At 69.5% G+C, this 25,312-nt stretch carries 22 protein-coding genes and 1 pseudogene; 16 read left to right on the forward strand and 7 right to left on the reverse strand.

What is annotated here, in order from left to right; genetic code table 11:
• Positions 1 to 63: 63 nt before the first annotated feature.
• Positions 64 to 1,089 carry an L-histidine N(alpha)-methyltransferase gene (gene egtD, locus ACN28I_RS30275; RefSeq protein ID WP_420945390.1) on the reverse strand — a complete coding sequence of 342 codons (1,026 nt, stop codon included), beginning with the start codon at positions 1,087 to 1,089 and terminating at the stop codon, positions 64 to 66.
• Positions 1,090 to 1,092: 3 nt separating this feature from the next.
• Complete coding sequence (egtB, locus tag ACN28I_RS30280) at positions 1,093 to 2,424, reverse strand: ergothioneine biosynthesis protein EgtB (RefSeq protein WP_420945391.1); 1,332 nt, start codon at positions 2,422 to 2,424, stop codon at positions 1,093 to 1,095.
• 376 nt (positions 2,425 to 2,800) lie between these two features.
• On the opposite strand from egtB, the gene ACN28I_RS30285 reads away from it, so the two are divergent.
• A complete protein-coding gene (locus ACN28I_RS30285) occupies positions 2,801 to 4,246 on the forward strand; it encodes an ATP-binding protein (RefSeq protein WP_420945392.1) in 1,446 nt (481 codons plus the stop codon).
• A 306-nt stretch (positions 4,247 to 4,552) separates the two neighbouring features.
• Here the strand turns inward: ACN28I_RS30285 and ACN28I_RS30290 are convergent.
• Positions 4,553 to 6,136, reverse strand: a pseudogene (locus tag ACN28I_RS30290) (gamma-glutamyltransferase family protein); the annotation flags it as partial.
• A gap of 374 nt (positions 6,137 to 6,510) precedes the next feature.
• Between ACN28I_RS30290 and ACN28I_RS30295 the strand changes: the two are divergent.
• Positions 6,511 to 7,014 carry a hypothetical protein gene (locus ACN28I_RS30295; RefSeq protein ID WP_420945393.1) on the forward strand — a complete coding sequence of 168 codons (504 nt, stop codon included), beginning with the start codon at positions 6,511 to 6,513 and terminating at the stop codon, positions 7,012 to 7,014.
• Positions 7,015 to 7,047: 33 nt separating this feature from the next.
• Here ACN28I_RS30295 and ACN28I_RS30300 read toward each other — a convergent pair whose 3' ends face one another.
• The 3 genes from ACN28I_RS30300 to ACN28I_RS30310 form a co-directional block, all read right to left on the reverse strand.
• On the reverse strand, positions 7,048 to 8,199 hold the full coding sequence (locus ACN28I_RS30300; RefSeq protein ID WP_420945394.1) for a site-2 protease family protein: 1,152 nt from the start codon (positions 8,197 to 8,199) through the stop codon (positions 7,048 to 7,050).
• 131 nt (positions 8,200 to 8,330) lie between these two features.
• On the reverse strand, positions 8,331 to 8,762 hold the full coding sequence (locus tag ACN28I_RS30305; protein ID WP_420945395.1) for a CBS domain-containing protein: 432 nt from the start codon (positions 8,760 to 8,762) through the stop codon (positions 8,331 to 8,333).
• Positions 8,763 to 8,916: 154 nt separating this feature from the next.
• Positions 8,917 to 9,327 (reverse strand): hypothetical protein, encoded by a 411-nt coding sequence (locus ACN28I_RS30310; protein ID WP_420945396.1) that lies wholly within the window; start codon positions 9,325 to 9,327, stop codon positions 8,917 to 8,919.
• Positions 9,328 to 9,800: 473 nt separating this feature from the next.
• On the opposite strand from ACN28I_RS30310, the gene ACN28I_RS30315 reads away from it, so the two are divergent.
• The 3 genes from ACN28I_RS30315 to ACN28I_RS30325 all read left to right on the forward strand — a co-directional run bounded on the left by ACN28I_RS30315 (position 9,801) and on the right by ACN28I_RS30325 (position 12,816).
• Positions 9,801 to 10,715 (forward strand): UbiA family prenyltransferase, encoded by a 915-nt coding sequence (locus tag ACN28I_RS30315; RefSeq protein ID WP_420945397.1) that lies wholly within the window; start codon positions 9,801 to 9,803, stop codon positions 10,713 to 10,715.
• A gap of 197 nt (positions 10,716 to 10,912) precedes the next feature.
• Positions 10,913 to 12,037 carry an AAA family ATPase gene (locus ACN28I_RS30320; RefSeq protein ID WP_420945398.1) on the forward strand — a complete coding sequence of 375 codons (1,125 nt, stop codon included), beginning with the start codon at positions 10,913 to 10,915 and terminating at the stop codon, positions 12,035 to 12,037.
• Between the two features lie 2 nt (positions 12,038 to 12,039).
• Positions 12,040 to 12,816, forward strand: a complete 777-nt coding sequence (locus tag ACN28I_RS30325; protein ID WP_420945399.1) for a DUF3226 domain-containing protein — start codon at positions 12,040 to 12,042, stop codon at positions 12,814 to 12,816.
• Between the two features lie 5 nt (positions 12,817 to 12,821).
• Here ACN28I_RS30325 and ACN28I_RS30330 read toward each other — a convergent pair whose 3' ends face one another.
• Positions 12,822 to 13,370: a hypothetical protein gene (locus tag ACN28I_RS30330; RefSeq protein WP_420945400.1), complete on the reverse strand. Its 549-nt coding sequence runs from the start codon at positions 13,368 to 13,370 to the stop codon at positions 12,822 to 12,824.
• A gap of 295 nt (positions 13,371 to 13,665) precedes the next feature.
• Between ACN28I_RS30330 and ACN28I_RS30335 the strand changes: the two genes are divergently transcribed.
• The 11 genes from ACN28I_RS30335 (at position 13,666) to ACN28I_RS30385 (ending at position 25,300) form a co-directional block, all read left to right on the forward strand.
• Positions 13,666 to 14,046 carry a phage holin family protein gene (locus tag ACN28I_RS30335; protein WP_420945401.1) on the forward strand — a complete coding sequence of 127 codons (381 nt, stop codon included), beginning with the start codon at positions 13,666 to 13,668 and terminating at the stop codon, positions 14,044 to 14,046.
• A gap of 155 nt (positions 14,047 to 14,201) precedes the next feature.
• On the forward strand, positions 14,202 to 14,849 hold the full coding sequence (locus ACN28I_RS30340; protein WP_420945402.1) for a cytochrome c3 family protein: 648 nt from the start codon (positions 14,202 to 14,204) through the stop codon (positions 14,847 to 14,849).
• On the forward strand, positions 14,837 to 17,905 hold the full coding sequence (locus ACN28I_RS30345) for a TAT-variant-translocated molybdopterin oxidoreductase (RefSeq protein WP_420945403.1): 3,069 nt from the start codon (positions 14,837 to 14,839) through the stop codon (positions 17,903 to 17,905). The genes ACN28I_RS30340 and ACN28I_RS30345 overlap by 13 nt, the downstream gene beginning before the upstream one ends.
• Positions 17,845 to 19,224: an NrfD/PsrC family molybdoenzyme membrane anchor subunit gene (gene nrfD / locus ACN28I_RS30350; RefSeq protein ID WP_420945404.1), complete on the forward strand. Its 1,380-nt coding sequence runs from the start codon at positions 17,845 to 17,847 to the stop codon at positions 19,222 to 19,224. Before ACN28I_RS30345 ends, nrfD begins: the two co-directional genes overlap by 61 nt.
• 3 nt (positions 19,225 to 19,227) lie before the next feature.
• Positions 19,228 to 19,761: a DUF3341 domain-containing protein gene (locus ACN28I_RS30355; RefSeq protein WP_420945405.1), complete on the forward strand. Its 534-nt coding sequence runs from the start codon at positions 19,228 to 19,230 to the stop codon at positions 19,759 to 19,761.
• Positions 19,758 to 20,348, forward strand: a complete 591-nt coding sequence (locus ACN28I_RS30360) for a c-type cytochrome (protein ID WP_420945406.1) — start codon at positions 19,758 to 19,760, stop codon at positions 20,346 to 20,348. Before ACN28I_RS30355 ends, ACN28I_RS30360 begins: the two co-directional genes overlap by 4 nt.
• A complete protein-coding gene (locus ACN28I_RS30365; RefSeq protein WP_420945407.1) occupies positions 20,345 to 21,526 on the forward strand; it encodes a hypothetical protein in 1,182 nt (393 codons plus the stop codon). The genes ACN28I_RS30360 and ACN28I_RS30365 overlap by 4 nt, the downstream gene beginning before the upstream one ends.
• Positions 21,523 to 21,921: a hypothetical protein gene (locus ACN28I_RS30370; protein ID WP_420945408.1), complete on the forward strand. Its 399-nt coding sequence runs from the start codon at positions 21,523 to 21,525 to the stop codon at positions 21,919 to 21,921. The genes ACN28I_RS30365 and ACN28I_RS30370 overlap by 4 nt, the downstream gene beginning before the upstream one ends.
• Positions 21,922 to 21,950: 29 nt before the next feature.
• A complete protein-coding gene (coxB, locus tag ACN28I_RS30375) occupies positions 21,951 to 23,072 on the forward strand; it encodes a cytochrome c oxidase subunit II (RefSeq protein ID WP_420948747.1) in 1,122 nt (373 codons plus the stop codon).
• Positions 23,050 to 24,672 (forward strand): cbb3-type cytochrome c oxidase subunit I, encoded by a 1,623-nt coding sequence (locus ACN28I_RS30380; RefSeq protein WP_420945409.1) that lies wholly within the window; start codon positions 23,050 to 23,052, stop codon positions 24,670 to 24,672. Before coxB ends, ACN28I_RS30380 begins: the two co-directional genes overlap by 23 nt.
• Positions 24,662 to 25,300: a cytochrome c oxidase subunit 3 family protein gene (locus tag ACN28I_RS30385; RefSeq protein ID WP_420945410.1), complete on the forward strand. Its 639-nt coding sequence runs from the start codon at positions 24,662 to 24,664 to the stop codon at positions 25,298 to 25,300. Before ACN28I_RS30380 ends, ACN28I_RS30385 begins: the two co-directional genes overlap by 11 nt.
• Positions 25,301 to 25,312: the final 12 nt, after the last annotated feature.

Genomic DNA, 25,312 nt, shown 5'->3' on the forward strand with positions numbered 1-25,312 from the left:
ATCGGACCAGTTGCGCGAGCGCGCGCCCGGCAGGTGTCCCCTCCCCGGGGTGGGGACCCGCGCTCAGCGCTTGAGGGCCAGCGAGAGGGCGAAGTCGCCCGCCGCGTCCGTCCAGCGCTCGGCCAGGTGCAGCCCCGCGGCCGCCAGCTCCGCCTCCACCTGCTCCGGGCGGAACTTGCAGCTCACCTCCGTGCGCACCACCTCGCCCTCGGCGAAGTTCACGTACCGCTCCAGCGCCGGCAGCTTCACCGTCTGCGCCCGCGTGGAGATGAGCCGCATCTCCACCCAGCCGTTCTCCTCGTCGAAGGGCGCCAGGTGCTCGAAGGCCTCGGGCTGGAAGTCCGCCCCCAGCTCGCGGTTGAGCACGCACAGCACGTTGCGGTTGAAGGCCGCCGTCACCCCCGCGCTGTCGTTGTACGCCGCGAAGAGCCGCTCGCGGCACTTGAGCAGGTCCGTCCCCAACAACAGCCCCTCGCCCGGCTCCATCCCCGCGGCCAGCTCCCCGTAGAAGCGCGCGCGCTCGGCCGGCTTCAGGTTGCCGATGGTGCCTCCCAGGAAGGCCACCAGCCTGCGGCCTCCCCTGGGCAGCCGCTCCAGGTGCCGCTCGAAGTCCCCCACCACCGCGTGCACCCGCAGCCCCGGGTACTCGCCCGCCACCGCCCGCGCCGCCTGCCTCAGGAAGGCCTCGCTCACGTCGAAGGGCACGAAGCGTCTGAGCTGCCCCGTGCCTCGCAGCGCGTCCAGCAGCAGCCGCGTCTTCTCGCTGCTCCCGCTGCCCAGCTCCATCAGCGTGTCCGCCCCGCTCGCCCGGGCGATGTCCCCCGCGTGCGCCAGCAGGATTTCGCGCTCGCGCCGCGTGGGGTAGTACTCCGGCAGCCGCGTTATCTCATCGAAGAGCTGGCTGCCGCGCTCGTCATAGAGCCACTTGGGAGACAGCTCCCGGAGCCCGCCCTCGCCGCACAGGCCGGCCAGCACCTCCGAGTGCAGTGCCCGCCGCGCGTCCCCCGGCCGCACGTGCACCTCCACCGTCACTTCCGGCTCGCGCCGCCGCCCCAGTCCTCCTTCGCCCATCCATCCCCCCTGTCCCATGACTCACCTCGCGTCCCGCGCGCACCTGAAGCCGGCGAAGATCTGCCGGCGGATGGGGTAGTCCCAGTTGCGGAAGCTGTTGCGCACCGCCACCGGCGCGCTCGCCCATGCTCCGCCCCTCAACACCCGGTACTCCGTCCCGAAGAACACCTCTGAATATTCACGGTACGGAAATGGTTTGAACCCAAAGTAACCATCGAAGGTGCTGGAGGTCCACTCCCAGACATCCCCGAGCAGCCCCCAGATACCGTCCGCGCTCTGGCCCGCCGGGTAGCCGCCGATGGGCGAGGGGCCCCAGGTGTCGCCGCCGAGGTTGGCGTGGGCCGGGCCCGGCGCCGTGTCTCCCCAGGGGTACCCGCGGGGCTGTCCGTCCGAGCCCGTCGCGGCCTTCTCCCACTCGGCCTCGGTGGGCAGCCGCTTGCCGGCCCAGCGCGCGTAGGCGTCCGCCTCGTACCAGCACACGTGCTGCACGGGCTCGTCCCTGGGCAGGGGCTCCACCCAGCCGAAGCGCCGCCGCCACCAGCCGCCCTGCTGGGGCAACCAGAAGAGGGGATGGCGGATGCCCTGGGCGTGAATCCACTCGAAGCCCTGGGGGTCCCACCAGCGCGCGTCGTCATAGCCACCGGAGTCGACGAAGACGGCGAAGTCCCCGTTGGTGACGGGGTGCGAGTCCAGGAGGAAGTCCGGCACGTGCACGCTGTGGGCGGGGCGCTCGTTGTCGTAGGCCCAGGGCGCGTCGCTGCCCAGCCGCACGGGGCCGCCGGGGAGGAAGACCTCGTGCTGGGCGGCGCGGGCGGGACGGGGACGGGCGAGCGCGGCGGGCCGGTACGCGTGGCTCGTCATGAGCTGCAGCGTGGCGGCGAGCGTCTCCAGGTGCTGCTGCTCGTGCTGGGCCACCATGCCGAAGACGAAGCCCCCGCGCAGCAGCGGGGCGGAGGAGTCCTCGGGGAGCTGGTGCAGCCACTCGAGCGAGGCCGCGCGCACGCGGGAGGCGTAGGCGAAGGCCTGCTCGGGAGAGAGCAGGGGCAATTGGGAGCGCGAGGCGCGCGGGTGGCGGAAGGCGTCGTAGAGGGAGTCGACGGAGGAGTCGGTGAGGGCGGGGGCGCCGAGCGCGCGCAACAACCACTGCTCCTCGTAGTTGGCCAGGTGGGCCACGTCCCAGACGATGGGGGACATGAGGGGCGAGTGCTGGCGGGTGAGGGCGTCCTCGGGGAGACCCTCGAGCATGCGCAGCAGGCGCGAGCGGGCGGCGGTGAGCTCGGTGAAGGCGCACGTCTTCCAGGGACGAAGCTCCTGCTGGCCCGTGTCCCGGCGGGCCTCGAGAGGACTGCGCATCGTGGCTCCGAAGGTAGGAAGGGGGGGAGGGGAGGGGGAGTGTCCCCGTCCCGGCGCGCGAGTCCCCCGTGAGCCAGCATACGCCCGGGAGGAGGGGGCTCGGGGTGGGATGTCGGGAGCCAGACGCCACAACCCCTCTCCCTCCGGGAGAGGGACGGGGTGAGGGTGCCAGGACCCCGGGTTGAGCCCGTGTGAAGCCCCCTCTCCCTCTGGGAGAGGGCTGGGGTGAGGGTCGTCACGGAAGCCCCCCAGCCGCTGGCCCGAGCGAGCGCGCCAGGGCGGAAGAGACGAGAGGTCACGGGTGTTCTCCCCAGTTGCCCGGCTGCCCCGCGGGCGGCGCATGCGCCCGCGGGAGCCCGGAGCGGGGAGAGTCTCGATGGGGCAGGCGCGGAACGGCCGTTCGGAGTGGTTCGAGTTGTCGGAGGAAGGCTGGAGGCGCTCCAACCGCGCCCGGCCGCTCGGACAACTGGTGCGCGAGGCGCTGCAGAACGCGTTCGATCAGCGGGCGCGGCGGGTGAAGGTGCGCCTGGAGGCGGACGAGGTGCGCATCGAGGACGACGCCCCGGCGGGCCTGGCGCGGGACGAGTTCGCCTTCACGGTGTTCCTGGGGGAGAAGGACACGCCGCCCACGTGGCGGGGGCGCAAGGGCCGGGGCCTGAAGGAGATGATCGCCGCGAGCGACCGGGCCGAGGTGGAGACGGTGGGGCGCACGCTCGTCTTCGACGACACGGGGCGGCACGTGAAGGCGAACACGCGCACGGTGGGCACGTGCCTGCGGCTCTTCCGGCGCACGAGCGAGCGCGAGCGCGACGAGGCCGTGCAGCTGCTCCGCCTGACGATTCCGCCGCCGGGGGTGGAGCTGCTCATCAACGGGAAGGCGGTAAGGCCGCCGAGGGCGATGGACTCGCTGGAAGGCTGCCCGCTGGAGACGGTGGAGCTGCACCGGGGAGTGGAGCGGTACGCGGAGCGGCCGGCGCGGGTGGACCTGTACTACCCGAGGCCCGGGGAGACGCCGCACCTGTACGAGCTGGGATTGCCGGTGGAGCCGCACCACCTGCCGTGGCACGTGGACGTGCAGCAGCGCATTCCGCTGGCGGCCGAGCGGGACGCGGCGAGGGACCCGTACAAGCGGCTGCTGGCGGCGATCATCCTCGAGTCGCTGGCGCCGGAGCTGAGCCGGCAGGAGCTGTCGGGGGCGTGGGTGACGGAGGTGCTGGCGCACTTCACGTTGGGGGAGGAGGCGTTGGGGGCGTACGTGGAGAAGGTGCTGCCGGCGAGGGCGGTGTTGTCGGTGGGGCCGAGGGTGGATGACCGGGCGAGACAGTTGGGGGCGAAGGTGGTGGACCTGAGGGGGATGCCGGATGCGGCGCTGGAGCAGTTGGAGACGGTGGTGGAGAGCGCGGAGGCGTACGTGGAGCGGATGGAGGGACCGCCGCGGGACGTGGTGGTGCGGCCGGGGGCGAGGGCGGAGCGGCTGGTGGGGGTGGTGCGCTGCCTGTCGAAGGAGCTGACGGGGAGGGAGGTGGGGGTGGAATTCTTCGAGCGCAAGGTGAGAGACGAGCGCGCGCACGTGGAGGCGGAGTACGACCGGGAGCGGCGGGTGCTGCGGGTGAACATGAAGGGGCGGGTGCGGCTGGACGAGCCGCTGGAGCCGAGGACGCTGGGCATCATCCTGCACGAGCTGGCGCACGATGCGGGGGAGGAGCACGACTTCGCGTTCATCGATCGGCTGGAGGGCTTCGCGGGCAAGGCGCTGCGCTGCCTGGTGGACCGGCCGGACCTGCTGGCGCCCTACGCGAGCCCGAGGAAGCGCACGGGGTAGAGGGGCCCGCGCGAGGAGGCCCGGCGGCGCGAGGAGGTGGAGCTCCAGGCCGGGCCCCACCCCCATTCGTCTCACTTCACGGGCTCGACGACCATGGCGCTGCCGCCTCCGCGGCGGGTCGGCTCGGCGGCGGCGGTGACGGTGCCATCGGGGTGGAAGCGGATGGCGGTGAGCGCGCCAATCGGCCCCACGTCGGTGAACCCATGCCCCCGCGCGCCGAGGCTCCGCGGCCTCGGGCGAGGCGATGAAGGCGGGCTCGGCCTGGCTGCGGTTATCCACCGAGTTGCGCTGGGACACGCGAGGGGCGGCCAGGGCCTCTTCAATGGGCATGCCGAAGTCGAGGTGATTCACGAGGGTCTGCCCCACGGTGGTGATGATGGTGGAGCCGCCGGGGCTGCCGAGCGCGAGCACGGGGGCGCCGTCCTTGAACACGAGCAGGGGGCTCATGCTGCTGCGGGGCCGCTTGCCGGGAGCGGGAGCGTTGGGGTGGGGCGCGTCGGGGGAGGCGGGCAGGTCGAAGTCCGTCAGCTCGTTGTTGAGCAGGAAGCCGTAGCCGGGGACGACCATGCCGTTGCCGCCCTCGCCCTCGATGGTGCACGTGTACGCGACGATGTTGCCCGCGGCATCCGTGGTGGTGATGTGCGTGGTCTCCTTGTTGGGCGCCGTCTCCTCGGAGGCGGGGCGGGCCACCTCGGGCAGCGGCGGCATCACCGTGGAGGCCGCACCCTGGAAGGGGAGCGGATTGCCGGGGGCCGCGGCGGTGGTGGAGGCCCGTGCCGCATCGAGCACCGAGCGGCGCTGCGCGGCGTACTCGCGGGAGAGCAGGCCTGCCTCGGGGACGGAGACGAAGGCGGGGTCGCCGAGGAAGGCATTGCGGTCGGCGAAGGCGAGCCGCGAGGCCTCCAGATACTGGTGGAGGAATCCCGCGCGAGACACCGAGTCCGGCGCCTGGGCCTCCAGCAGGTTCAACGTGAGGGCGAGCGTGACGCCGCCGCTGCCGGGGGCGCCCATGCCGTAGAGGGTGTAGCCGCGGTAGGTGCTCGTCACGGGAGGGCGGACGATGGCCGCGTAGCGCTCGAGGTCCGCCGACCGCATGACGCCGGGGCGCACCGTGCGCGAGGCGCCTGGGGCCAACGGAGGCCGGGTGACGGTGGAGACGATGGCTCGGGCGATCTCGCCCCGGTAGAACACGGGGGCGCCGCCCTCGGAGACGAGCCGGTACGTCCGCGCGAGGCCGGGGTTCTTGAAGGTGGAGCCCACGGGCCAGGGCTGCCCATCGGGCCCGAGGAAGAGGGCGGCGGAGCTGGTGAAGTCGCGGAAGCGCTCGACGTTGTGGCGCGTCTGCTCGACGAAGGTGGCGTCCACGGGGAAGCCCCGCTCGGCGACGCGGATGGCGGGCTGGAGGACCTCGGAGAGGGAGCGCGAGCCATGGAGGCGCAGGGCCTCGCTCCAGCCCATGAGGGAGCCGGGGACGCCCACGGACAGGCCGCTGGTGACGAACTCGTCGAAGGGCAGGGGCTCGCCATTCTCATAGAGGCGCGAGCGCTCCAGCGCCGCGGGGGCCGTCTCGCGGTGGTCCAGGGTGACGACGCGCTTGTCTCCGGCGAGGTAGGCGACGAGGAAGCCGCCGCCGCCGATGCCACAGGAGAAGGGGTCGGTGACGCCGAGCACGCTGGCGGCGGCCACGGCGGCGTCGACGGCGTTGCCGCCGGAGCGCAGCACCTCGAGGGCGGCGGAGGTGGCGCGCACGTCCACGGTGGCGGCGGCGCCGCCGCGTCCGGTGGCGGTGGAGGCCGGGAGGGACGGGGCCCCGGCCCTGGGGGTGGTGGCGCAACCGGGGCCGAGCCCCAGACACAGGGATGCACTGACGGAGAAGAGGAGCCTTCGCATGGGGGGCGAAGCCTACCAGCGGGTGTCCATTTCCTGGCGCTCTCCTGTCTCGGAGTCTGAGAGGACTTCACCCGCCAGACGCTGCCAGTGGAAGCGGGCCGTACCCGGGTGCGCGCGGATGACAGGCATTGCACACGAGCGGCGCGCGTGTGTCGGGTTTGCGGCGTGTCACGGGAGGGGCCGATTTGTAGGGCCCGGGCGCATCCCTACCATGCACGCCCGGAAGCAATGTGGGGGGACGGCCGGTAGGGCCGTGAGACGGGTACCGGGCTCCGGTTTTTACCGGGGTGGGCGGAAAACCCAGACATGTCTTGGGAGAGTGCATGGACCATCGGGTCTGGTCTGTCCGGGAGGGGCGGGAGGAGGCATGGGCCTTGCTCGTCCGGAAGGAGGCGTGCGAGACGGCCCGGAAGGTGGAGCATGCCTTCAGCCGGTGTGGCTTCTCGGACGAGGAGTGGGGCGTGCTGCAGGAGGCGCCGCTGAGGGCCTTCCTGTGGGTGGCCACGGCGGACGGCCCGGCGGGGGCGCGGGAGCGGAGGGCGTGCCGGCGGGTGCTGGAGGCGGGCCTGTACGCGCGCAGCCCGCTGGTGGGCCGCATCTGCCTGGAGTCCCTGCGCCAGCTCGACACGTGGGGGCCCGAGCGCCTGGGGGAGGTGCCGGACCTGGAGCCGCTGCGTCCGTTGGTGACGCGGGTGGCGGAGCGGCTGGGGCTGGGCGAGGCCGCGCGATTCCACGCGTGCCTGCTGGAGGTGGGCCTGCGGGTGGCGAGGGCCTCCAACGGGCTGGCGGGCCTGCTGCTGGGCCGGGTGCGCGGGGAGGAGCGGCTGGCGCTCGAGACGCTGGCCGAGGCGCTGGGGCCGCCGGACGCGGACTTCTGACGCGGTGACGCGGTGACGCCGTGACGCGGTGACTCAGGTGGGCGACTCGCGCTGTCCCGGCCCGAGTCCCCACGGGCCATGGCGGTGGGTGTCCTCCAGCTCGCGGAGCTGCATGCCGCGCATGATGTCCTCCTGGGTGACGGTGCCCACCAGCAGGCCGTCCTGCACCACGGGCAACTGGGGCAGACGGCGCTGGCCCATGTGGCGCAGGGCTTCCCAGGCGGTGGACTCGGGGGTGAGCTCGGGCACGGGCAGCGCGATTTCCCGGGCCCGCACCTGGCCCCGCCGGGGCGCGGGCACCTGCCGCACGGCCGCCAGCGTCACCAGCCCCACCACGCGGCCGTCCTCCAGCACGGGCAGGGCCCGCCGCCGCTCGGCCTGCATGCGGGTGGCCACCTCCTCCAGCGAGTCCCCGGCCGACACCGCGGCCGTGCGCGGCACCATCAGCTCGCGCACGTACACCCGGTTGAGCAGGGACTGCATGAGCACCTCGCGCGACTCGGCCTCGGCGCCCATGAAGACGAAGAAGGCGATGATGATGAGGATGAAGTTGCCGCTGAAGAGGCCCAGCATGCCGAAGAGCACGGCGAAGCCCTTGCCGATGAGGCCGGCCGTCTGGGTGGCGCGCACCCGGCCCAGCCGCCCGGTGAGGAGCGCGCGCAGGATGCGGCCTCCGTCCATGGGGAAGGCGGGCAGCAGGTTGAAGATGCCCAGGAAGATGTTGAGCGAGCCCAGGTAGAAGAAGGCGAAGCGCAGGTTGAAGGAGCGCGCGCCCTCCAGCAGCCCGTAGACGCCGAGGAAGAGGCCGCCGAGCAGCAGGCTGGTGACGGGGCCCGCGAGCGCCATGAGGGCCTCGTGGCGGGGCCCGTCCGGCATGCGGGTGATGCGGGACACGCCGCCGATCATCAACAGGGTGATGTCGGAGACCTCGCCGCCCTTGCGCAGGGCGTAGAGCGAGTGCGCGAGCTCGTGGACGAGCACGGCGAGGAAGAGGGCCACGGCGAGTCCCAGGCCCCACAGGAAGGGGTGGCCCCTGAGGGCCTCGGGGGGCACGTCGGCGGCCAGGGCGGCGCCGCGGAAGGCCTGGCCGAAGAGCCACGCCAGGAAGGGCAGCACCAGCAGGAAGGAGTAGTGCACCCGGATGGGAATGCCCCGCAGGGACGCGATTTGGAAGGCTCCGCGCACGGTGTCACCTCGCTCCGGGAAAGGTGGGGACCGTCACGCGCTGAACCATCCTTCCCAGACACGAAGGGCCGCCACCCGGCTGGAGAGCGGGGAGGCGGCCTCGGGATTCCGAGCGCCGGGGCCCGGCGGCGTCAGATGGAGCTGGAGGGCTCGGAGATGCCCTCGAGGGTCTCGCCCACCTTCTGCTCGCTGACCTCGCCGGACAGGTCGCCCAGGGCGACGATGCCCACCAGCTTCTTGTTGCGGTCCACGACGATCATCCGGCGGATCTGCTTCACCTTCATCCGGCGCAGCACGTCGTCCACGTTGTCGTCGTCGAAGCAGTACTCGATGCCGGAGCTCATCGCGTCGGCCACCTGGGTGGTGTTGGGATCCCGCCCGAGGGCGATGGCGCGCACGACGATGTCGCGGTCGGTGATCATTCCGAGGATGCGCTCGCCGTCGCAGACGGGCAGGGGGCCGACGTTGAGGCTGCGCATCTTCTCGGCGGCGTCGCGCAGGGTGTCATTGGGGTTGATGACTTCCACGTCGCTGGACATCACTTCACGAATCGTCTGGGCCATGGCCGCTCCTTAGGTGGGTGCCCCTGGGAAGGGGGTGCCGGGAACCGACTCCTCCGGAGAACCGTGGGGAGCATCCCGGCGAGGAGCAACGCGGGCCGGGGCCGTCCTCCCGGAGAGCGCGCGAGCGGGCACGAGGGCCCGCCTGTCTGCTTCCTCAGGCGGGAGCCATCCACTGGCCGGGCTGGGGCGCGTCACGCCAGACGTGGCGGCCGGTGTCCGGGTCCTTGTGGAAGCGCATGAAGTCGCCCAGGCCGGTGTCGAGCGCGCGCGCGTCCAGCGCCTCGGCCACCTTGCCAATCAAATCCAGCACCTCGTCACCGGTGCCATGGACGATGAGCTTCACGCGGGGCGAGGGCTCCCAGGGGCCGAGCTCGAAGGTGATGGAGAAACCCTCCCCGTGGAAGGAGCCCTCGGCGAGGGTGGGAAAGAGGACGGTGGGGAGCACGTCGCGCAGGCGGCGGATGACGGCTTCGCGGGGACCGAGCGGAGGAGGCGACCAGCCTTCGGGGAAATCCCTCACCGAGTCGAAGCCCGCCGCACCCATCAGGTAGATGATCCAGCTCATGCCGCACCTCGTGATCCGCCAGCTTGATGAGAAACACAATACCGAGGGTGTCTGACGTTGCCGGAAGAGGGGATTCAGGGGGGTTGAAGTGTCCGCTCCCGGCCGGACCCCCCCGGCCGCGGGGCAACCCCGCGATCCGACGGAGGAAAAACCGGTTCAGCACGGGCCGCACTGGCCGGGGGCGGGAGCGCTCCGGGGGAGGGCTGTCCGACCTTCACGCAGGAGTCGGCGTGCGGGGCCCGCTGTGGGGCACGAGGCCCTGAGAGGGCCCGGGAGCGGCAGCCAGGGTGTGCACTTGCAGCACGGTGGAAGCGGACGGGGCGTGCGGCACCAGGAGGTCTGCAAAGTCCCAGCGTGGCTGGATACAGCGGGGACGGGGTGGACAGGAACTCCGGGCCTGTCCTGCTTGAGATAGGATTGGGAAAACGCTCGCGCGGTGGGGGCGGGCAGGGACGGCGACCATGGAGCCCAGAATGACGATGCGGACCGCGTTGGAGGGGACGCACCTGGCGGATCCGCTGGCGTGGCCGCGATGGCTCCTGAGGGAGCTATGGGTGAGCTGGCGCTTCGTGGGAGGAGACGTGTCGTCGGCGGTGGTGCCGCCGCTGCTGTTCATCGCGGCGGCGAGCGGCCATCACGGGCTGGGAGCGGCCGAGACGTGGGGGGCACTGGGCCGGGGAGTGCTGTACTTCTGGCTGTTCATGTATGCGTTTGGACTCTCCAACCAGTTGGTGGGGGTGGAGGAGGACCGGGTGAACAAGCCGCACCGGCCGCTGGTGCGCGGAGAGGTGTCGGTGCGAGGGACGCGCTGGCGCTGGGTGGCGTGCATGACGCTGCTGACGGCGGTGGGGTGGGCGTTCGGCGTGTGGGAGTGGGCGCTGCTGTGGCAGCTCATCATCGTGGTGCACAACGAGGTGGGGGGAGCGAAGCGCTGGTGGGCGAAGAACCTGCTGATCGCGTTGGGGGTGGTGACGCAGTTGGCGGCGGCGTGGGAGCTGGTGGGGCCGCTGACGGTGGTGACGTGGCGGTGGATTGGAGTGCTGGCGAGCGTGGTGTTCCTGCTGGTGTCGCTGCAGGACTTGAGGGACGTGGAGGGAGACAGGGCGAGCGGACGCAAGACGTTCCCTCTGGTGTTCGGGGAGCAGCGGACGAGGTACGTGCTGGGGACGTTCTTCGGGCTGCTGCCGCTGGTCATCCACGAGGTGTTGATGAAGCCGCTGGGGCTGACGGCGGTGGTGGTGGCGTGTGACGTGGGGCTGGCGCTGGTGAGCTGGGTGATCGCGGTGCGGGTGCTGGGGTGGAGGACGCCGAGGGCGGACCACCGGACGTACCTGCTGTTCACCTACTGGTACTGCCTGGCGCTGCTGAGCACGATCGTGGTGCTGTGAGGGAGGTTCGTCTTCGCTGCCTGGGGCCGCCGCACGCCTGACGGAGCCGGGGACGAGCCGAGGTGACGGATGCTGGCCAGGTGTGCGGAAGTCGGGGCACTGCCCGAAGGAGGCGTGTATATGCTCGGCGCGAGGTATGAGCCCTCGTGCCGGCGGCGCTAGCATGCTCCGCCCCGATGAGGGAGCTGGAGAGAGCCATGAGCCTGCCGTTCGACACGCTGACCATTCATCGCATGCGAGGGCTCCAGGATGTGGAGCTGACGGGACTCGGGCGGGTGAATCTGCTCGTGGGAGGCAACGATTCGGGCAAGACGTCGGTGCTGGAGGCGCTCTCGCTCTACTGCAATCCGCTGACCCCGGTGGATTGGGTTTGGTTGGCCAGCAGGCGAGACCCTCTCGTGAGTGCCCTGGGGCCCTACTCGGAGCTGCTGCGTTGGTTGTTTCCGCACAAAGGCGAGACCCAGGAGGCGGGCGAGGGCCATCTCTACCTGTCGGCAACGGGGCGTGGGGCTGTTCGACGCGTTCAGGCGAGCTATCAGGAGTTACGAGCAGTTCGGCCCAGAGCTGTGGGGCTGCGACACTCTCGGAGCCCGCATGAAGTGGGAGAGCGGGACCTGGAGCTGAACAGAGAGCGACGAGGAGCAAGGATTCAACTTCAGATCGAAACAAGCTCTGCGGATGTTCCTCCTCCTGAATTGACCAGCTTCACTATCTGGGATGGAGAGCAGGTGGCTTCAGCGGATGGTGATTTCTCGCGTTGGTTCGTACCCGTTCGCGATGTCCGCCCTGTGGACCAGTGGCTCGGCTCTGTGTCGGTCGAGGCGTTCTCCGAGATTCGGTTGAGTGGTCTTGAGGAGTCAGTCCGCGCGCTGCTGCATGAGATAGACCCACGTATTCTTGGATTGGAGGTTCTTGCCCCCAGAGGAGATGCGGTTTTGTACCTGAAGGATTCGGTCGCCGGGCTAGTTCCCTTGAGCATGTACGGAGACGGCATCCGCCGCACACTGCTGCTGGCCCTGGCGTTGCCACAGGTGAAGGGGGGCGTGCTCTTGATCGACGAGCTGGAGACGGCCATCCACGTCTCGGCGCTGGGCAAGGTGTTCCGCTGGATGCTCGCGGCCTGCAAGCAGTACGACGTCCAGGTCTTCGCCACGACGCACAGCCTGGAGGTGGTGGATGCGATCCTCGGCGCCGATGAGACCCCGGAAGAGGACATCGTGGGGTTCCGGCTGGAGCGCACGGAGGGCCGGACGTCGGCGCGGCGCTTTGGTGAGGACCTGCTCAAGCGCATGCGTTACGAGCGCGGGCTCGATGTGAGGTGAGCATGCGGTACGCCTGCCTCGTGGTCGAGGGCCCTCACGACGTCGAGTTCGTTGGTCGGCTGCTGAAGACCCACCAGTTCAAACGCGAGAACAACGAGTCGCGCCTGGACCCGTACTGGCGGCCGCTGGTACCGACGAGGTTCCCCGATGGCGGTGACCTGAGCCGGCGCGTTCCGGTTCCGACGTTCTTCGTGTCCGACACCGTCTCGGTCGCGGTGCATGCCTCTGGAGGTGATTCGGAAATCGCGAATCGGGTGGAGGAGACACTTCAAGCTGCTCTGCCCACGCTTCCAGATGCCGTTGGAGTATTGCTGGACGCCGATCTGGCCGTACCTCCCGTGGCTCGGTTCATCGCGGTCCGCAAAGCGCTGCTGGACAAGGTGAATCTCGCCCTACCTGCTCAGCCTGGGTTGGTCTCCGCCGCATCACCCCGGTGTGGAATCTTCGTGCTGCCGGACAACGTGAACGCGGGGACGCTGGAGTCGCTCCTGCTGGAATGCGCGGACCTTCAGTATCCGGCGCTGCTCGCGGAGGTCCGCTCGCTGGTGGGCAAGGTTCAGGCGGGAGTGCACGCGCTGACGCCCGATGACCTGAAGGACTTCAACAAGCCGGCTGGGCCGCACAAGGCGATGGTGGCCTGCATGGCGGGCATCCTCAGGCCCGGCAAGGCCATCCAGGTATCCATCCAGGACAACCGGTGGTTGGAGGGGACGGCGCTGGACCTGCCTCGCATCTCCGCCGTCAGGCAGTTCCTGAGGGAGCTCCTGCTGCTGCCGTGAAGGGCTCAGCGCAGCTTGAGCGAGCGGACCATCGCATCGAGGACGGCCTGGTTGCCGGGGTAGTCGAGCCCGCGCACGGCGAGGGTGCTGGCGCGGACGACGGAGTCCCCATCACCGATGGCGTAGAGGTACTCGCGGGTGCCGGGAGGGAGCAGGGGAGACTCCTGGGTGGCGCGCAATTCCAGACGCACGGCGGGGCGGCCGGCGAGGGTGAGCTTCTGCTGTTGGAGGACCTCGTAGCTGGAGCCGGTGTTGCCCTGGACGAAGGACTCGAGCGTCATGGGCTCGCGCTTGACGGAGACGGCGACGAGGGGCTCCTCGCTGTGGGGCTGGACCTCGAAGGGAGAGGGGTGGAAGAAGCGGCAGGGCTCCACGGCATTGCCGGTATTGGTCTTCCACGCGGAGGGGTAGGCAATCGAGTACTGGCCGGTGGGGTTGGAGCACCGGGTGACGGAGGGAGCCTGGGGCCGGGCGGATTCCACGCGTTGCTGGCGCGCACAGCCGCTGGCGGCGAGCACGGCGAGACACAGGGCGAAGCGGTTCGAGAGCACCATCGGCAAGGCGACACCTCCTGGCCCGAGGGCCGAGTGGGGGAGGGCGCATGCTAGGCGGGCGGGGCCGGAGAGGAAGCCCTCCGGAGCGCGCGCGTCACGAACTTGTCCAACTGTCGGACAGGTTTGGGAAGAACGCGCCCGGGACAGGAGCCGGGGACAGAGGACCGTCGGAGGCAGGCAGGCAGACACGGGACCCCTGGCTGGCCGGTGGAAGAGCGGGGCGAGGGGGAGGGACTGCGCGGGAGGCGAGGGCGTCCCTACGGTGAGTCGAAGGCGCGTCACGAGAGAGGCGAGCATGGACGAGCGGAAGGGCCAGGGATCGAGCGATTCCATCCTGTCGGAGCTGATGACGCAGGGGAGGAGGGTGGCGCGAGCGGGGATGAGGAGGGCGGAAGGGGAGCTGAAGGAGGACGCGCGGGAGGCGGCGAAGGGGAGCCTGCTGTTGGGGGCGAGCGCGTGGATGGGGATGACGGGGTTGAGCGCGCTGGTGTTGGCGGCGGCGATGGCGATGCCTCGCAACCCGGTGAGGGGAGTGCTGCTGGCGGGACTGGGGTTGCTGGGAGGCTCGGTGGCGTTGGGAGTAGTGGGGTTGAGGACGATGCCGCAGGAGCCGTTGTCGCAGACGAAGGCGGCGCTGAAGGAGGGAGCGACGGTGCTGAAGGAGCACCTCTCCTGAGCCATAGCCCCCCGCGCGATTCCAGACAGTTCCCGTGCACTCACGGTTCACAACTGGAAGCCGGTGAAACGCGGTGATTGTTGCCCCCCGAGGCGCTCTCTAGGGTCGAAAGCCCTGGGAGCCGGGCATCCGAGCGCGGTCATCCAGGGCGCTCTATGGCCTGGATCTTCACACCTCGCGCGAACACGGTGGTCCGAGCCGTCGCCGCGGGGCTGCTGGCCGCACCGGCGCTCGGGGCGGTGGGGCTCTGGGCGTACGCGCGCAGCCCGCTCGCGCAGAACATGCGGCAGCCCATCCCGCAGCCGGTGCAGTTCGACCACCGGCACCACGCGGGGGACGAGGCGATCGACTGCCGCTACTGCCACAGCACGGTCGAGGACTCCCCGAGCGCGGGCTATCCCTCGCAAGCCACGTGCATGGGCTGCCACGCGCAGATCTGGAACCAGAGTCCGCTGCTCGAGCCGGTGCGCCAGTTCTACTTCGCGGACCGGCCGATTCCCTGGAGCCGGGTGCACGACCTGCCGGACTTCGTCTACTTCAACCACGCCATCCACGTGAGCAAGGGAGTGGGGTGCGTGACGTGCCACGGGAGGGTGGACCTGATGCCCTCGGTGCAGCAGGCGCAGCCGCTGTCGATGGGGTGGTGCCTGGACTGCCACCGCGACCCGGTGCCGAACCTGCGCCCCCGGGAAGCCATCACCGCGATGCGCTGGCAACCCGGCCCCGGGGACCCAACACCCGAGGAGCTGGCGAGGCGCTACGACGTCCAACCCCGAACGAACTGCACGACATGCCACCGCTGACCGACCGCTATCCATTGCCCGTGGTGCAGGACCCGCCGGGGGCGGGAGGCGAGCGTCCGCGAGCCTGGCGCAGCCTGGAGGAGCTCCAGGGCTCACCGGAGCTGGCGAGGGCGGCGGAGCGGGAATTCCCCCCGGGAGCGGCCGAGCCCCCGCGGGGCCTGGACCGCCGCCGCTTCCTGCAACTGGCGGGGACGACAGCGGCGCTGGCGGGGCTGGCGGCGTGCAAGAAGCCGGCGGAGAAGGTGATGCCGTACACCTTCCAACCCCCGGAGGTAACGCCGGGCCTTCCCAACGCCTACGCGACGGCGTGGGCACCCGAGGGCTACGGAGCGGGGCTGGTGGTGACGAGCTGGGAGGGCCGGCCGACGAAGGTGGAGGGCAACCCGGACCACCCGGCGAGCCTCGGAGCGACGAACCACCTCGCACAGGCACTCCTGGTGGACCTCTACGACACGACACGGGTGCGAGGCGTGAAGCAGCGAGGCACCCCGCGCTCCTTCAAGACATACCTCCAGGAGCAGACGAGGCACGCGAGCCAACTGGAGGCGAACGGAGGTGAGGGCCTGTGGCTGCTGCTGGAGCCCTCGGCGTCCCCGACAAGACGCGAGCTGGTGGAGCGAATCCGCCAGCGTTTCCCGAGGGCGCGAGTGGAGACGTACCACGCCCTCTCGAGGGACAACGTGTACGAGGGGGCGAGGCTCGCGTACGGCCGGCCGCTGGAGACGCGGGTGCGCTACGACGAGGCACGCGCGGTGCTGTCCCTGGACGCGGACTTCCTCACCCAGGGCCCCCATTCCCTGAGAGAGGCGCGCGAGTTCTCCCGCTCGAGGACACCGGAGCGAGGTGCGATGAGCCGGCTGTACGTGGCGGAGGCCCACTACAGCGTGACGGGGATGAACGCGGACCACCGCTTCCGGATGAAGCCCTCGGAGGTGGAGCGCTTCGCCCTGGCGGTGCTGGGGGAACTGGCCCGCACGCACCCACTCCCGGGACTGGAGCGCTACCGGGAGCTGGAGCTGGGCTGGCCGGAGAAGGCGCGCGAGGTGCGAGCGGTAGCGGGAGACCTGGCGAGGAACGGGGAGCGCGCGGTGGTGGTGGTAGGCGAGCGGCAACCGCCGAGGGTGCACGCGGTGGCGCACCTGCTCAACCAGGCACTCGGGAGCCACCCAAGACTCATCACGCTCTACGAGCCCGGAGTGGAGGCCGTGCGCAGCGGGCCGGAGGTGTTGCGCGAACTGTCCGAAGCAGCGAGCGCGGGCCGGGTGGACACGCTGGTGGTGACAGCCTTCAACCCCGTCTACACGGCGCCGGTGGGGGTGACACTGGGGGCGGCACTGAGCGCGGTGCCCAACGCGGTGTACCTGTCCTCGCGAGAGGACGAGACCTCGAAGCACACCGCCTGGGTGCTCCCGGCGGCGCACGTGCTGGAGTCCTGGGGAGACACGCGGGCGGTGGACGGGACGGCGAGCATCCTCCAGCCGCTCATCGAGCCGCTCTTCCAGGGGCTGACGGAGCTGGACGTGCTCTCCCCGTTCGCGGGAGTGGCGGAGCAGACGCCCCACCAACTCGTGAAGGCGCACTGGCAGCGGAGGGCGGGAGCCTCGGGCGCGGCCTTCGATGACACGTGGGACCAGTGGCTGGCGGTGGGCACGATTCCCGGCACCCAGGCCCAAGGTGTCACGGCCACGCTGGACGCGGGAGCGGTGGAGGCGAGCATCCGTTCCTTCGCGCGCAAACCCTGGCAAGGCCTCGAGCTGAACCTGCTGCCCGGCTACAAGGTGCGGGACGGGCGGTACTTCCACAACGCGTGGCTGCAGGAGCTGCCGGACCCGCTGACGATGCTCTCGTGGAGCAACGCGGCGCTGCTGAGCCCGAGCACGGCCGAGCGCCTGTTCCTGAAACCCCGGGACAAGGTCAAACTGACGTTCCGGGGGCGCTGGGTGGAGGCACCGGTGTACGTGCTGCCCGGGCACGCGGACGACACGGTGTCACTGGAGCTGGGCTGGGGGCGCGAGTGGAGCGGCAACCCGGACGAGCCCGAGGAGCTGGGAGTCAACGCGTACCTGCTGAGGCACGCGGACGCACCGTGGTTCGCGGAGGGCCTGCAGGCCGAGAAGTCCGAGGGACGCGGACGCTACGCGACGTCCCAGGACCACTGGGCGATGGAGGGCCGGGAAATCGCCATCCAGGACACGCTGGAGGAGTTCGAGAAGAAGCGGCCCGAGTACCTGAAGCACCTGAAGGGCCCGGTGGAGAGTCTGTACGAGCCCTTCAAATACGAAGAGGGCTACCAGTGGGCGATGGCGGTGGACCTGAACCGGTGCATCGGGTGTGGGGCGTGCACGGTGGCGTGCCAGGCGGAGAACAACATCCCGGTGGTGGGGCGGGAGCAGATGGAGCGGGGCCGGGAGATGTACTGGCTGAGGGTGGACCGGTACTTCGAGGGCCCGCCGGAGGAGCCGAAGGCGATACCGCAGCCGATGATGTGCCAGCACTGCGAGGCGGCGCCGTGCGAGTACGTGTGCCCGGTGAACGCCACAGTCCACTCGGACGAGGGCCTCAACGAGATGGTCTACAACCGGTGCATTGGCACGAGGTACTGCAGCAACAACTGCCCGTACAAGGTGCGCCGGTTCAACTACCTGGAGTACCGGCCGAAGGTGACGGAGCTGGAGAAGCTGGGCTTCAACCCGGACGTCACGGTGCGGATGCGCGGAGTGATGGAGAAGTGCACGTACTGCGTGCAGCGCATCGAGCGGGCGCGCATCGAGGCGCGCAAGGAGCAGCGGCCCATCGACACGCGGACGCTCCAGTCGGCGTGCGCGCAGGTGTGTCCCACGGAAGCGATTGTCTTCGGCTCGCTGCACGACAAGGCGTCCGAGGTCGCGAAGCGCCACGAGGACCCCAGACACTACGCGGTGCTGCACGAGCTGGGGACGAAGCCGCGCACGGCGTACCTGGCGCGCATCAAGAATCCGAACCCGGAAGCTCGAGCATGGCTGATCCGCTGGAGCCCATTCCGCTCATCCAAGGAGCGCAGAGCGCGGAGAGCCTGACGGGCTCGCTGTTGAGGCCCATCGAGCGGAAGGCGGGGCGGGTGTGGTGGGCGCTGTTCCTCCTGACGCTGGGAGGGACGGGGCTGTTCGGGCTGGCGATCGCGGTGACTCTGGTGAAGGGCATCGGGGCCTGGGGCAACAACATCCCGGTGGCGTGGGCATTCGGCATCATCGACTTCGTGTGGTGGATTGGCTTTGGGCACGCGGGGACGCTGATCTCGGCCATCCTGGTGCTCTTCCAGCAGAAGTGGCGGGCGTCGGTGAACCGCTTCGCCGAGGCGATGACGCTCTTCGCGGTGATGCAGGCGGGACTCTTCCCGCTCTTGCACCTGGGAAGGCCGTGGCTCTTCTACTGGCTGGTGCCGTACCCGAGCACCATGGACGTGTGGCCGCAGTTCAAGAGCGCGCTGCCGTGGGACATGGTGGCCATCACCACGTACTTCCTGGTGTCGCTGCTGTTCTGGTACCTGGGCCTGTTGCCGGACCTGGCGGCGGCACGCGACCGGGCGGCCACGCCGCGGAGACAGTTCTGGTACGGGCTGTTCTCGCTGGGGTGGACGGGCTCGGCGAGACACTGGCACCACTGGCGCACGGCGTACCTGCTGCTGGCGGGGCTGGCGACGCCGCTGGTGCTCAGCGTGCACACCATCGTCAGCTTCGACTTCGCCATCTCGCTGGTGCCGGGGTGGCACTCGACCATCTTCCCGCCGTACTTCGTGGCGGGGGCCATCTTCTCGGGAATCGCGCTGGTGCTGACGCTGCTGTTGCCGGTGCGCCGACCGCTGGGCCTGCACCATGTGATTACAGACAAGCACGTGGACATCCTGACGAAGCTGCTGCTGGCCACGGGGCTGATGGTCTCGTACGGCTACCTGCAGGAGCACTTCTTCGCCTGGTACAGCGGGGACGAGTACGAGATGGCCGCGTATGCCTTCAAGCGCACGGGCACGTGGGGGTGGATCTTCTGGCTGCAGATGGCCACGAACGTTCTGGTGCCGCAGCTCTTCTGGTTCCCCAAGCTGCGCGGCAACGTGGTGGTGGTGTGGTTCGCCGCGCTGGCGGTGGACGTGGGCATGTGGCTGGAGCGCTTCACCATCATCGTGCCGTCGCTGGCGCATGACTTCCTGCCGCGGAGCTGGGAGCACTACTCGCCCACGTGGGTGGACTTCGGGCTGTTGTTCGGCTCGATGGGCTTCTTCGGGATGCTGTTCCTGCTCTTCCTGAAGTTCATTCCGCCGGTGCCCATCAGCGAGGTGAAGGAGCTGCACCACGAGCTGACGAAGGAGCCGGACCCCGACCCGCGCGAGAAGGAGGCCTGAGCCATGCGCTACTGGGTGGTGGGAGAGTTCGGCTCGGGAGACGAGGTGAAGAAGGCCCTGCGGCGGCTGGGCGAGCTGGGCTACGCGAAGGACACCCTGGATGCCTTCTCGCCGTACCCGGTGGAGGGAATCGAGGAGGTGCTGGAGCTGAAGCCCTCGCCGCTGCGGGGGTGGGCCTTCGCGGCGGGGCTGACGGGAGCGGGGGGCGCGTACGCGCTGCAGTGGTGGACGAACGCGGTGGACTACCCACTGAACGTGGGCAACCGGCCGCCGCACGCGGGAGCGGCCTTCGTGCCCATCACGTTCGAGACGATGGTGCTGTTCGCGGCGCTGACGCTCTTCTTCGGGCTGATGTGGCTGTTCCGCTTCCCGAGGCCGCACCATCCGCTCTTCGAGCTGGAGTCCTTCCGGACGGCATCGACGGGAGGCTTCTGGGTGAGCGTCACCACGAAGCGGAGGGAGGAAGCCGAGCCGGTGTTGCGCCACCTGCGCGAGCTGGCGGCGAGGAACACTGCGGTGGTGGAGGAGAAGGAATGAGGCGCCTGCTCCTCGTGCCGCTGGCGTGGGTGCTGGCGGGCTGCCCGGTGGACTTCCAGGGCTGGGGAGGGATGAAGCAGCAGCCCAAGGCGCTGCCCTACCGGGAGAACACCTTCTTCGCGGACGAGCGGGCGATGCGCCAGCCGCCCGCGGGAACGGTGCCGAGGAACCGGCGAGGCAAGGATCGCTTCTACCTCACGGGCCGGGACACGCCGGATGGCGGGTACGTGGAGACAATCCCTCTCACGCTCACGACGGAGCTGGTGGAGAGCGGTCAGAAGTCCTTCGACATCTACTGTGCGACGTGCCACGGGCTGCTGGGGGACGGGGTGGCGCAGGTGGCGAGGAACATGGGGCTGCGCGAGCCGCCGTCGCTGGTGGAGCTGCCGGCGTACCCGGACGGGTACTACTACGACGTGATCAGCCAGGGGTACGGGCTGATGCCGGCGTACGCGGAGAAGCTGACGCCGGAGCAGCGGTGGGCGGTGGTGGCGTACGTGCGAGCGCTCCAGGAGAGCCAGCGGGCGGGGCTGGAGGACGTACCGCCCGAGGAGATGCCGCGACTCCAGAAGGAGGGCACTCCATGAAGGTGATGGAGCGCTTCACGGGAGGACGAGGGCCGATGCTGGCCGCCGCGGCGGTGGGCGCGGTGGGGCTCGGCGTGACGGGGCTCGGGCTCGCGGTGGACACGCGGCGAGCGCTCTTCGGGTACCTGTTCGCCTTCGCGTACTGGGCGGGAATCGCGGTGGCGTCGCTGGTGCTGCTGGGGGCGTGGCACGCGTCGAAGGCGCGCTGGCCGGTGGTGCTGCGGCGCATGCTGGAGACGATGGCGGCGACGCTGCCCCTGTTCGCGCTGCTCTTCCTGCCGATCCTCGTGGGGGCGAGCCACCTCTACCCGTGGCTCGGGGAACCACCGCCTTTGCCCGAGAAGGACCTGAAGAAGCTCGAGCACAAGCGGGCCTGGCTGAACCTCCCGTTCTGGGTGGTGCGCTCGGTGCTGTACTTCGCGGTGTGGAGCGCGGTGGGCGAGCTGTTGCTGCGCTGGTCCCGGAAGCAGGACGAGACGGGAGACCTCCAGCTCACGCGGTGGCAGTGGTGGCTGGGAGCGGGGGCGCTGCCGGTGGTGGCGCTGGCGATGTCCTTCGCGTCGCTGGACTGGCTGATGTCGCTGGAGCCGCTGTTCGTCTCGACGGTGTATGGGCTGTATTGGTTCTCGGGGGCGTTCGTGGGGGCGCTGGCGATGCTGACGCTGGCGACGACACTGGCACGAGGGCCGAACCTGTATGGCGAGCTGGTCAATGACTCGCACCGGGCGAGCCTGGGCAAGTTCCTGTTCGCCTTCAGCGTCTTCTGGGCCTACATGGCGTTCAGCCAGTTCTTCCTCCTCTGGATCGCGGACCTGCCGCACGAGGTGCCCTGGTACGTGCTGCGAGCGAGGGGCGCGTGGGAGCCGGTGGCGCTGTTCATCGTGAACGCGCGCTTCGTGTTCCCGTTCCTGGTGTTGCTGTCGAGGCCCTTCAAGCAGCACCGGAGGACGCTGACGGTGGCGGCGGGGTGGCTGCTGGCGGCGCACGTCGTGGACACGTGGTGGCTGGTGATTCCGGTGGTGAGCCCTGGAGGGCCGAGCCTGCACTGGGCGGACGTCTCGGCGTTCGTGGGAGTGGGAGGAGCGGCGGTGGCCTTCACGCTGTGGAGACTCCGAGGACACGCCACGGTGCCGGTGGGAGACCCCTACCTGCACGAGTCGCTGGGGTACGGCGAATGAGCGGCGAGGACGAATCCAAGGTGGAGTGGAAGACGCCCGAGCGCGAGCAGCGGCCGGTGAGCGGGAGGCGTGTGAGCGGGGTCATCGCCGGGGCCCTCATCCTCTTCACGTTCTTCGTGGTGGGAACGTGGGCGCAGCTCCAGCAGCGCCTGAAGAACCTCAACCCGGCGGGGCCCTCGGAGCCGCGGGAGCTGGGGAGGGCGGAGATCAACATCGTCAACACGGGGCTCATCCCGCTGGACACCCGGGCGGAGGACGAGAAGGCCGGGCAACAGCGGCGGCTGCACGGGTACGGCTGGGTGGACCGGGACGCGGGGGTGGTGCACATCCCCATCGAGCGGGCCATCGAGCGCGTGGTGGCGGGGCAGCCGCAGCGGGACGGAGGCGGGCGATGACGCCAGCGGACGAATCGCTCGGGGGGACGGTGAACGAGCTCTTCCGGCGGATGCTCTTCCTGCCGGAGCAGGCGTCCACGGTGGCGAGGGACGTGGACTTCCTGCACTACATCATCATCACGACGACGATGGTGGCGGCGACGCTCATCTTCGGGACGGCGGCGTACTTCCTCATCCGGTACCGGAGACGCTCGGAGACGGAGGTGACGAGGAAGGTGCAGGGGACGTTGGGGTGGGAGGTGCTCTTCGTGGGGCTGCCGCTCACGACGTTCCTGGTGTGGTTCTTCATGGGGTACCACGACTTCATCCGGATGCAGACGCCGCCGCCGGACGCGATGGACGTGTACGTGGTGGGCAAGCAGTGGATGTGGAAGTTCACCTATCCCGAGGGCCCCAACGCCATCGGAGTGCTCCGGGTGCCGGTGGGCAAGCCGGTGCGGCTGTTGCTGACGAGCCGGGACGTCATCCATTCCTTCTACGTGCCGGCGTTCCGCATCAAGCAGGACGCCCTGCCGGGGGCCTATACCCAGACGTGGTTCGAGGTGACGAAGCCGGGGAGCTACCGGGTGATGTGCGCGGAGTACTGCGGGCTGAAGCACTCGGAGATGTGGGCCGAGGTCGTGGCGCTCTCGCCGGAGGACTACGAGGCGTGGATGCAGGAGCAGCGGAGGGGCATGGTGGCGCGCCGGGACGCGACCCCCAGCGCCCTCGAGCGCGAATCACCCCGGAAGCCCGCGCGGCAGGCGGCGCGCTACGACGCCCAGCAACCCCACGGCGAGCTGATGTCCGGCGAGCGGGGAACGCTGGCGGAGCGAGGCGAGCGGGTGGCGGCGGAGCGGGGATGCCTGAAGTGCCACACGGTGGATGGGACGGCGCACATCGGGCCGACGTGGCTGGACCTGTACGGGCGGCGGGAGCGGCTGACGAGCGGCGAGACGGTGGTGGCGGACGAGGCATACCTGACGGAGTCGATGATGAAGCCGCAGGTGCGGATCGTGGCGGGGTTCGAGCCGGTGATGCCGACGTACCTGGGAGTGCTGGAGGCGGCGGAGGTGGCGGCGCTGGTCGAGTACATCAAGACGCTGCGCAGTGCGCGGCTGGAGACCATCCGGTCGGAGGGGCCCGCGTATGAACCCGTCGGCGGAAAGTAGTCAGCCAGCCGTGACGTATCTCAACCACGAGACGACGGTGGGCTCGTGGCTGCTGACGCGCGACCACAAGCGGATCGGCGTGATGTTCCTGGTGCTGGTCATCCTGGCGCTGCTGCTCGGGGGCATCTTCGCGATGGTGATACGGATCGAGCTGCTCACACCGGGGCCGACGATCATCAGCGCGATGACATACAACCGGATGTTCACCCTGCACGGGGTGACGATGGTGTGGCTGTTCATGATTCCGGCGATTCCGTCGGCGTTCGGCAACTTCGTGCTGCCGATCATGCTAGGGGCGAAGGACGTGGCCTTTCCGAGGCTGAACCTGGCCTCGGTGTACATCTACGTGGCGGGAGCGGCGCTGACGCTGTTCGGGATGCTGTGGAGCGGGGCGGACACGGGGTGGACGTTCTACACGCCGTACAGCACGACCTCGCCGACGGCGGTGACCCCCATCTTGATGGGGGTGTTCGTCATCGGGTTCTCCACCATCATCACGGGGCTGAACTTCATCACCACGGTGCACACGCTGCGAGCGCCGGGGATGCACTGGAGCCGCATCCCGCTGTTCGTCTGGGCGATCTACGGGACGTCGATCATCCAGGTGGTGGCGACACCGGTGCTGGGGATGGTGTTGCTGCTGGTGTTCTTCGAGCGGGTGATGGGGGTGGGCATCTTCGACCCGGCGAGGGGAGGAGACCCGGTGCTCTTCCAGCACATGTTCTGGTTCTACTCGCACCCGGCGGTCTACATCATGGTGTTGCCGGCGATGGGGGTCATCACCGAGGTGGTGTGTGCCTTCAGCCGGAAGAACATCTTCGGTTACAAGATGATCGCCGCGTCGACGTTTGGGATTGCGGTCGTGGGGTTCTTCTCGTGGGGCCACCACATGTTCGTGTCGGGGCAGTCGACGTTCGGCTCGGGGTTCTTCGGGGTGTTGAGCATGTTGGTGGCCATCTTCACGGCCATCAAGATCTTCAACTGGGTGGCGACGATGTACGGGGGGAGCATCGACCTGAAGGTGCCGCTGCTCTACGTGTTGGGGTTCATCTTCCTGCTGATGTTCGGGGGGATGACGGGGGTGGCGGTGGCGACGACGTCACTGGACGTGCACTGGCACGACACGTACTTCATCGTGGCGCACTTCCACTACATCATGGTGGGGGCGGTGCTGATGGCGTTCCTGGCGGCGCTGCACTACTGGTGGCCGAAGATGTTCGGGAGGGTGTACCCGGAGCGCTGGTCGTTCCTGGCGGCGAGCACCATCATCTTCGGCTTCATCGTGACGTTCCTGCCGCAGTTCCTGTTGGGGAACCTGGGGATGCCGCGGCGCTACTACCAGTACCCGGCGGAGCTGCAGTGGCTGAACGTGCTGAGCACGGCGGGGGCCTCGCTGTTGGCGTTCGGGTTCTCGCTCATCGCGGTGTACCTGCTGTGGTCGCTGAGGTACGGGCCGGAGAGCACGCCCAACCCCTGGGGCTCGAAGGGGTACGAGTGGCACAGCGGCTCGCCCCCGGCGCCGCACAACTTCACGGAGGCGCCGAGGTTCGAGCGCGAGGTCCACGACTACACCGTGCCCGAGGCGCCCCGTGTCTACTGAAACGTCACCGTGGGAGGAGCACTTCGGGAGCCGGGAGAACCAGAGCAAGGCGGCGCAGCTCGGGATGTGGATCTTCCTGGGCTCGGAGGTGCTGCTCTTCACGAACCTGTTCGTGGGCTACGCGGTGTACCGGTACTACTACCCGGACGTCTTCATCGAGGCGAGCAAGCACCTGGAGGCGGGGTGGGCGACGGTGCAGACGCTGTTGCTGGTGACGAGCAGCCTCTTCGTGGCGTTGGCGGTGCATTACATCCGGCAGGGGAGACAATTCCTGACGGCGCTGGTGCTGTTGGTGGCGATGGGGATGGGGGTGGGGTTCCTCGGCATCAAGGGCTGGGAGTACTGGAAGCACTGGACGGACGGAGCGCTGCCCGGGGAGTACTACCGGCTGGCGGAGTTGCCGGAGCAGGGGGCGAGCCTCTTCTTCACGCTCTATTTCCTGCTCACGGGGCTGCACGCGGTGCACATGTTGGTGGCACTGGGGCTGCTGGGGTGGCTGGTGTGGGGAGCGGTGTCTGGGAAATACACGGCCGAGTACCACATCCCGGTGGAGGTGGGAGGGCTGTACTGGCACCTGGTGGATGTCTTCTGGCTGTTCATCTACCCGCTGCTGTACCTGGTGGAGTGAAGGGGGAGCACC

It is taken from the genome of Archangium gephyra (assembly GCF_049060025.1).
Taxonomy (GTDB): domain Bacteria; phylum Myxococcota; class Myxococcia; order Myxococcales; family Myxococcaceae; genus Archangium; species Archangium gephyra_A.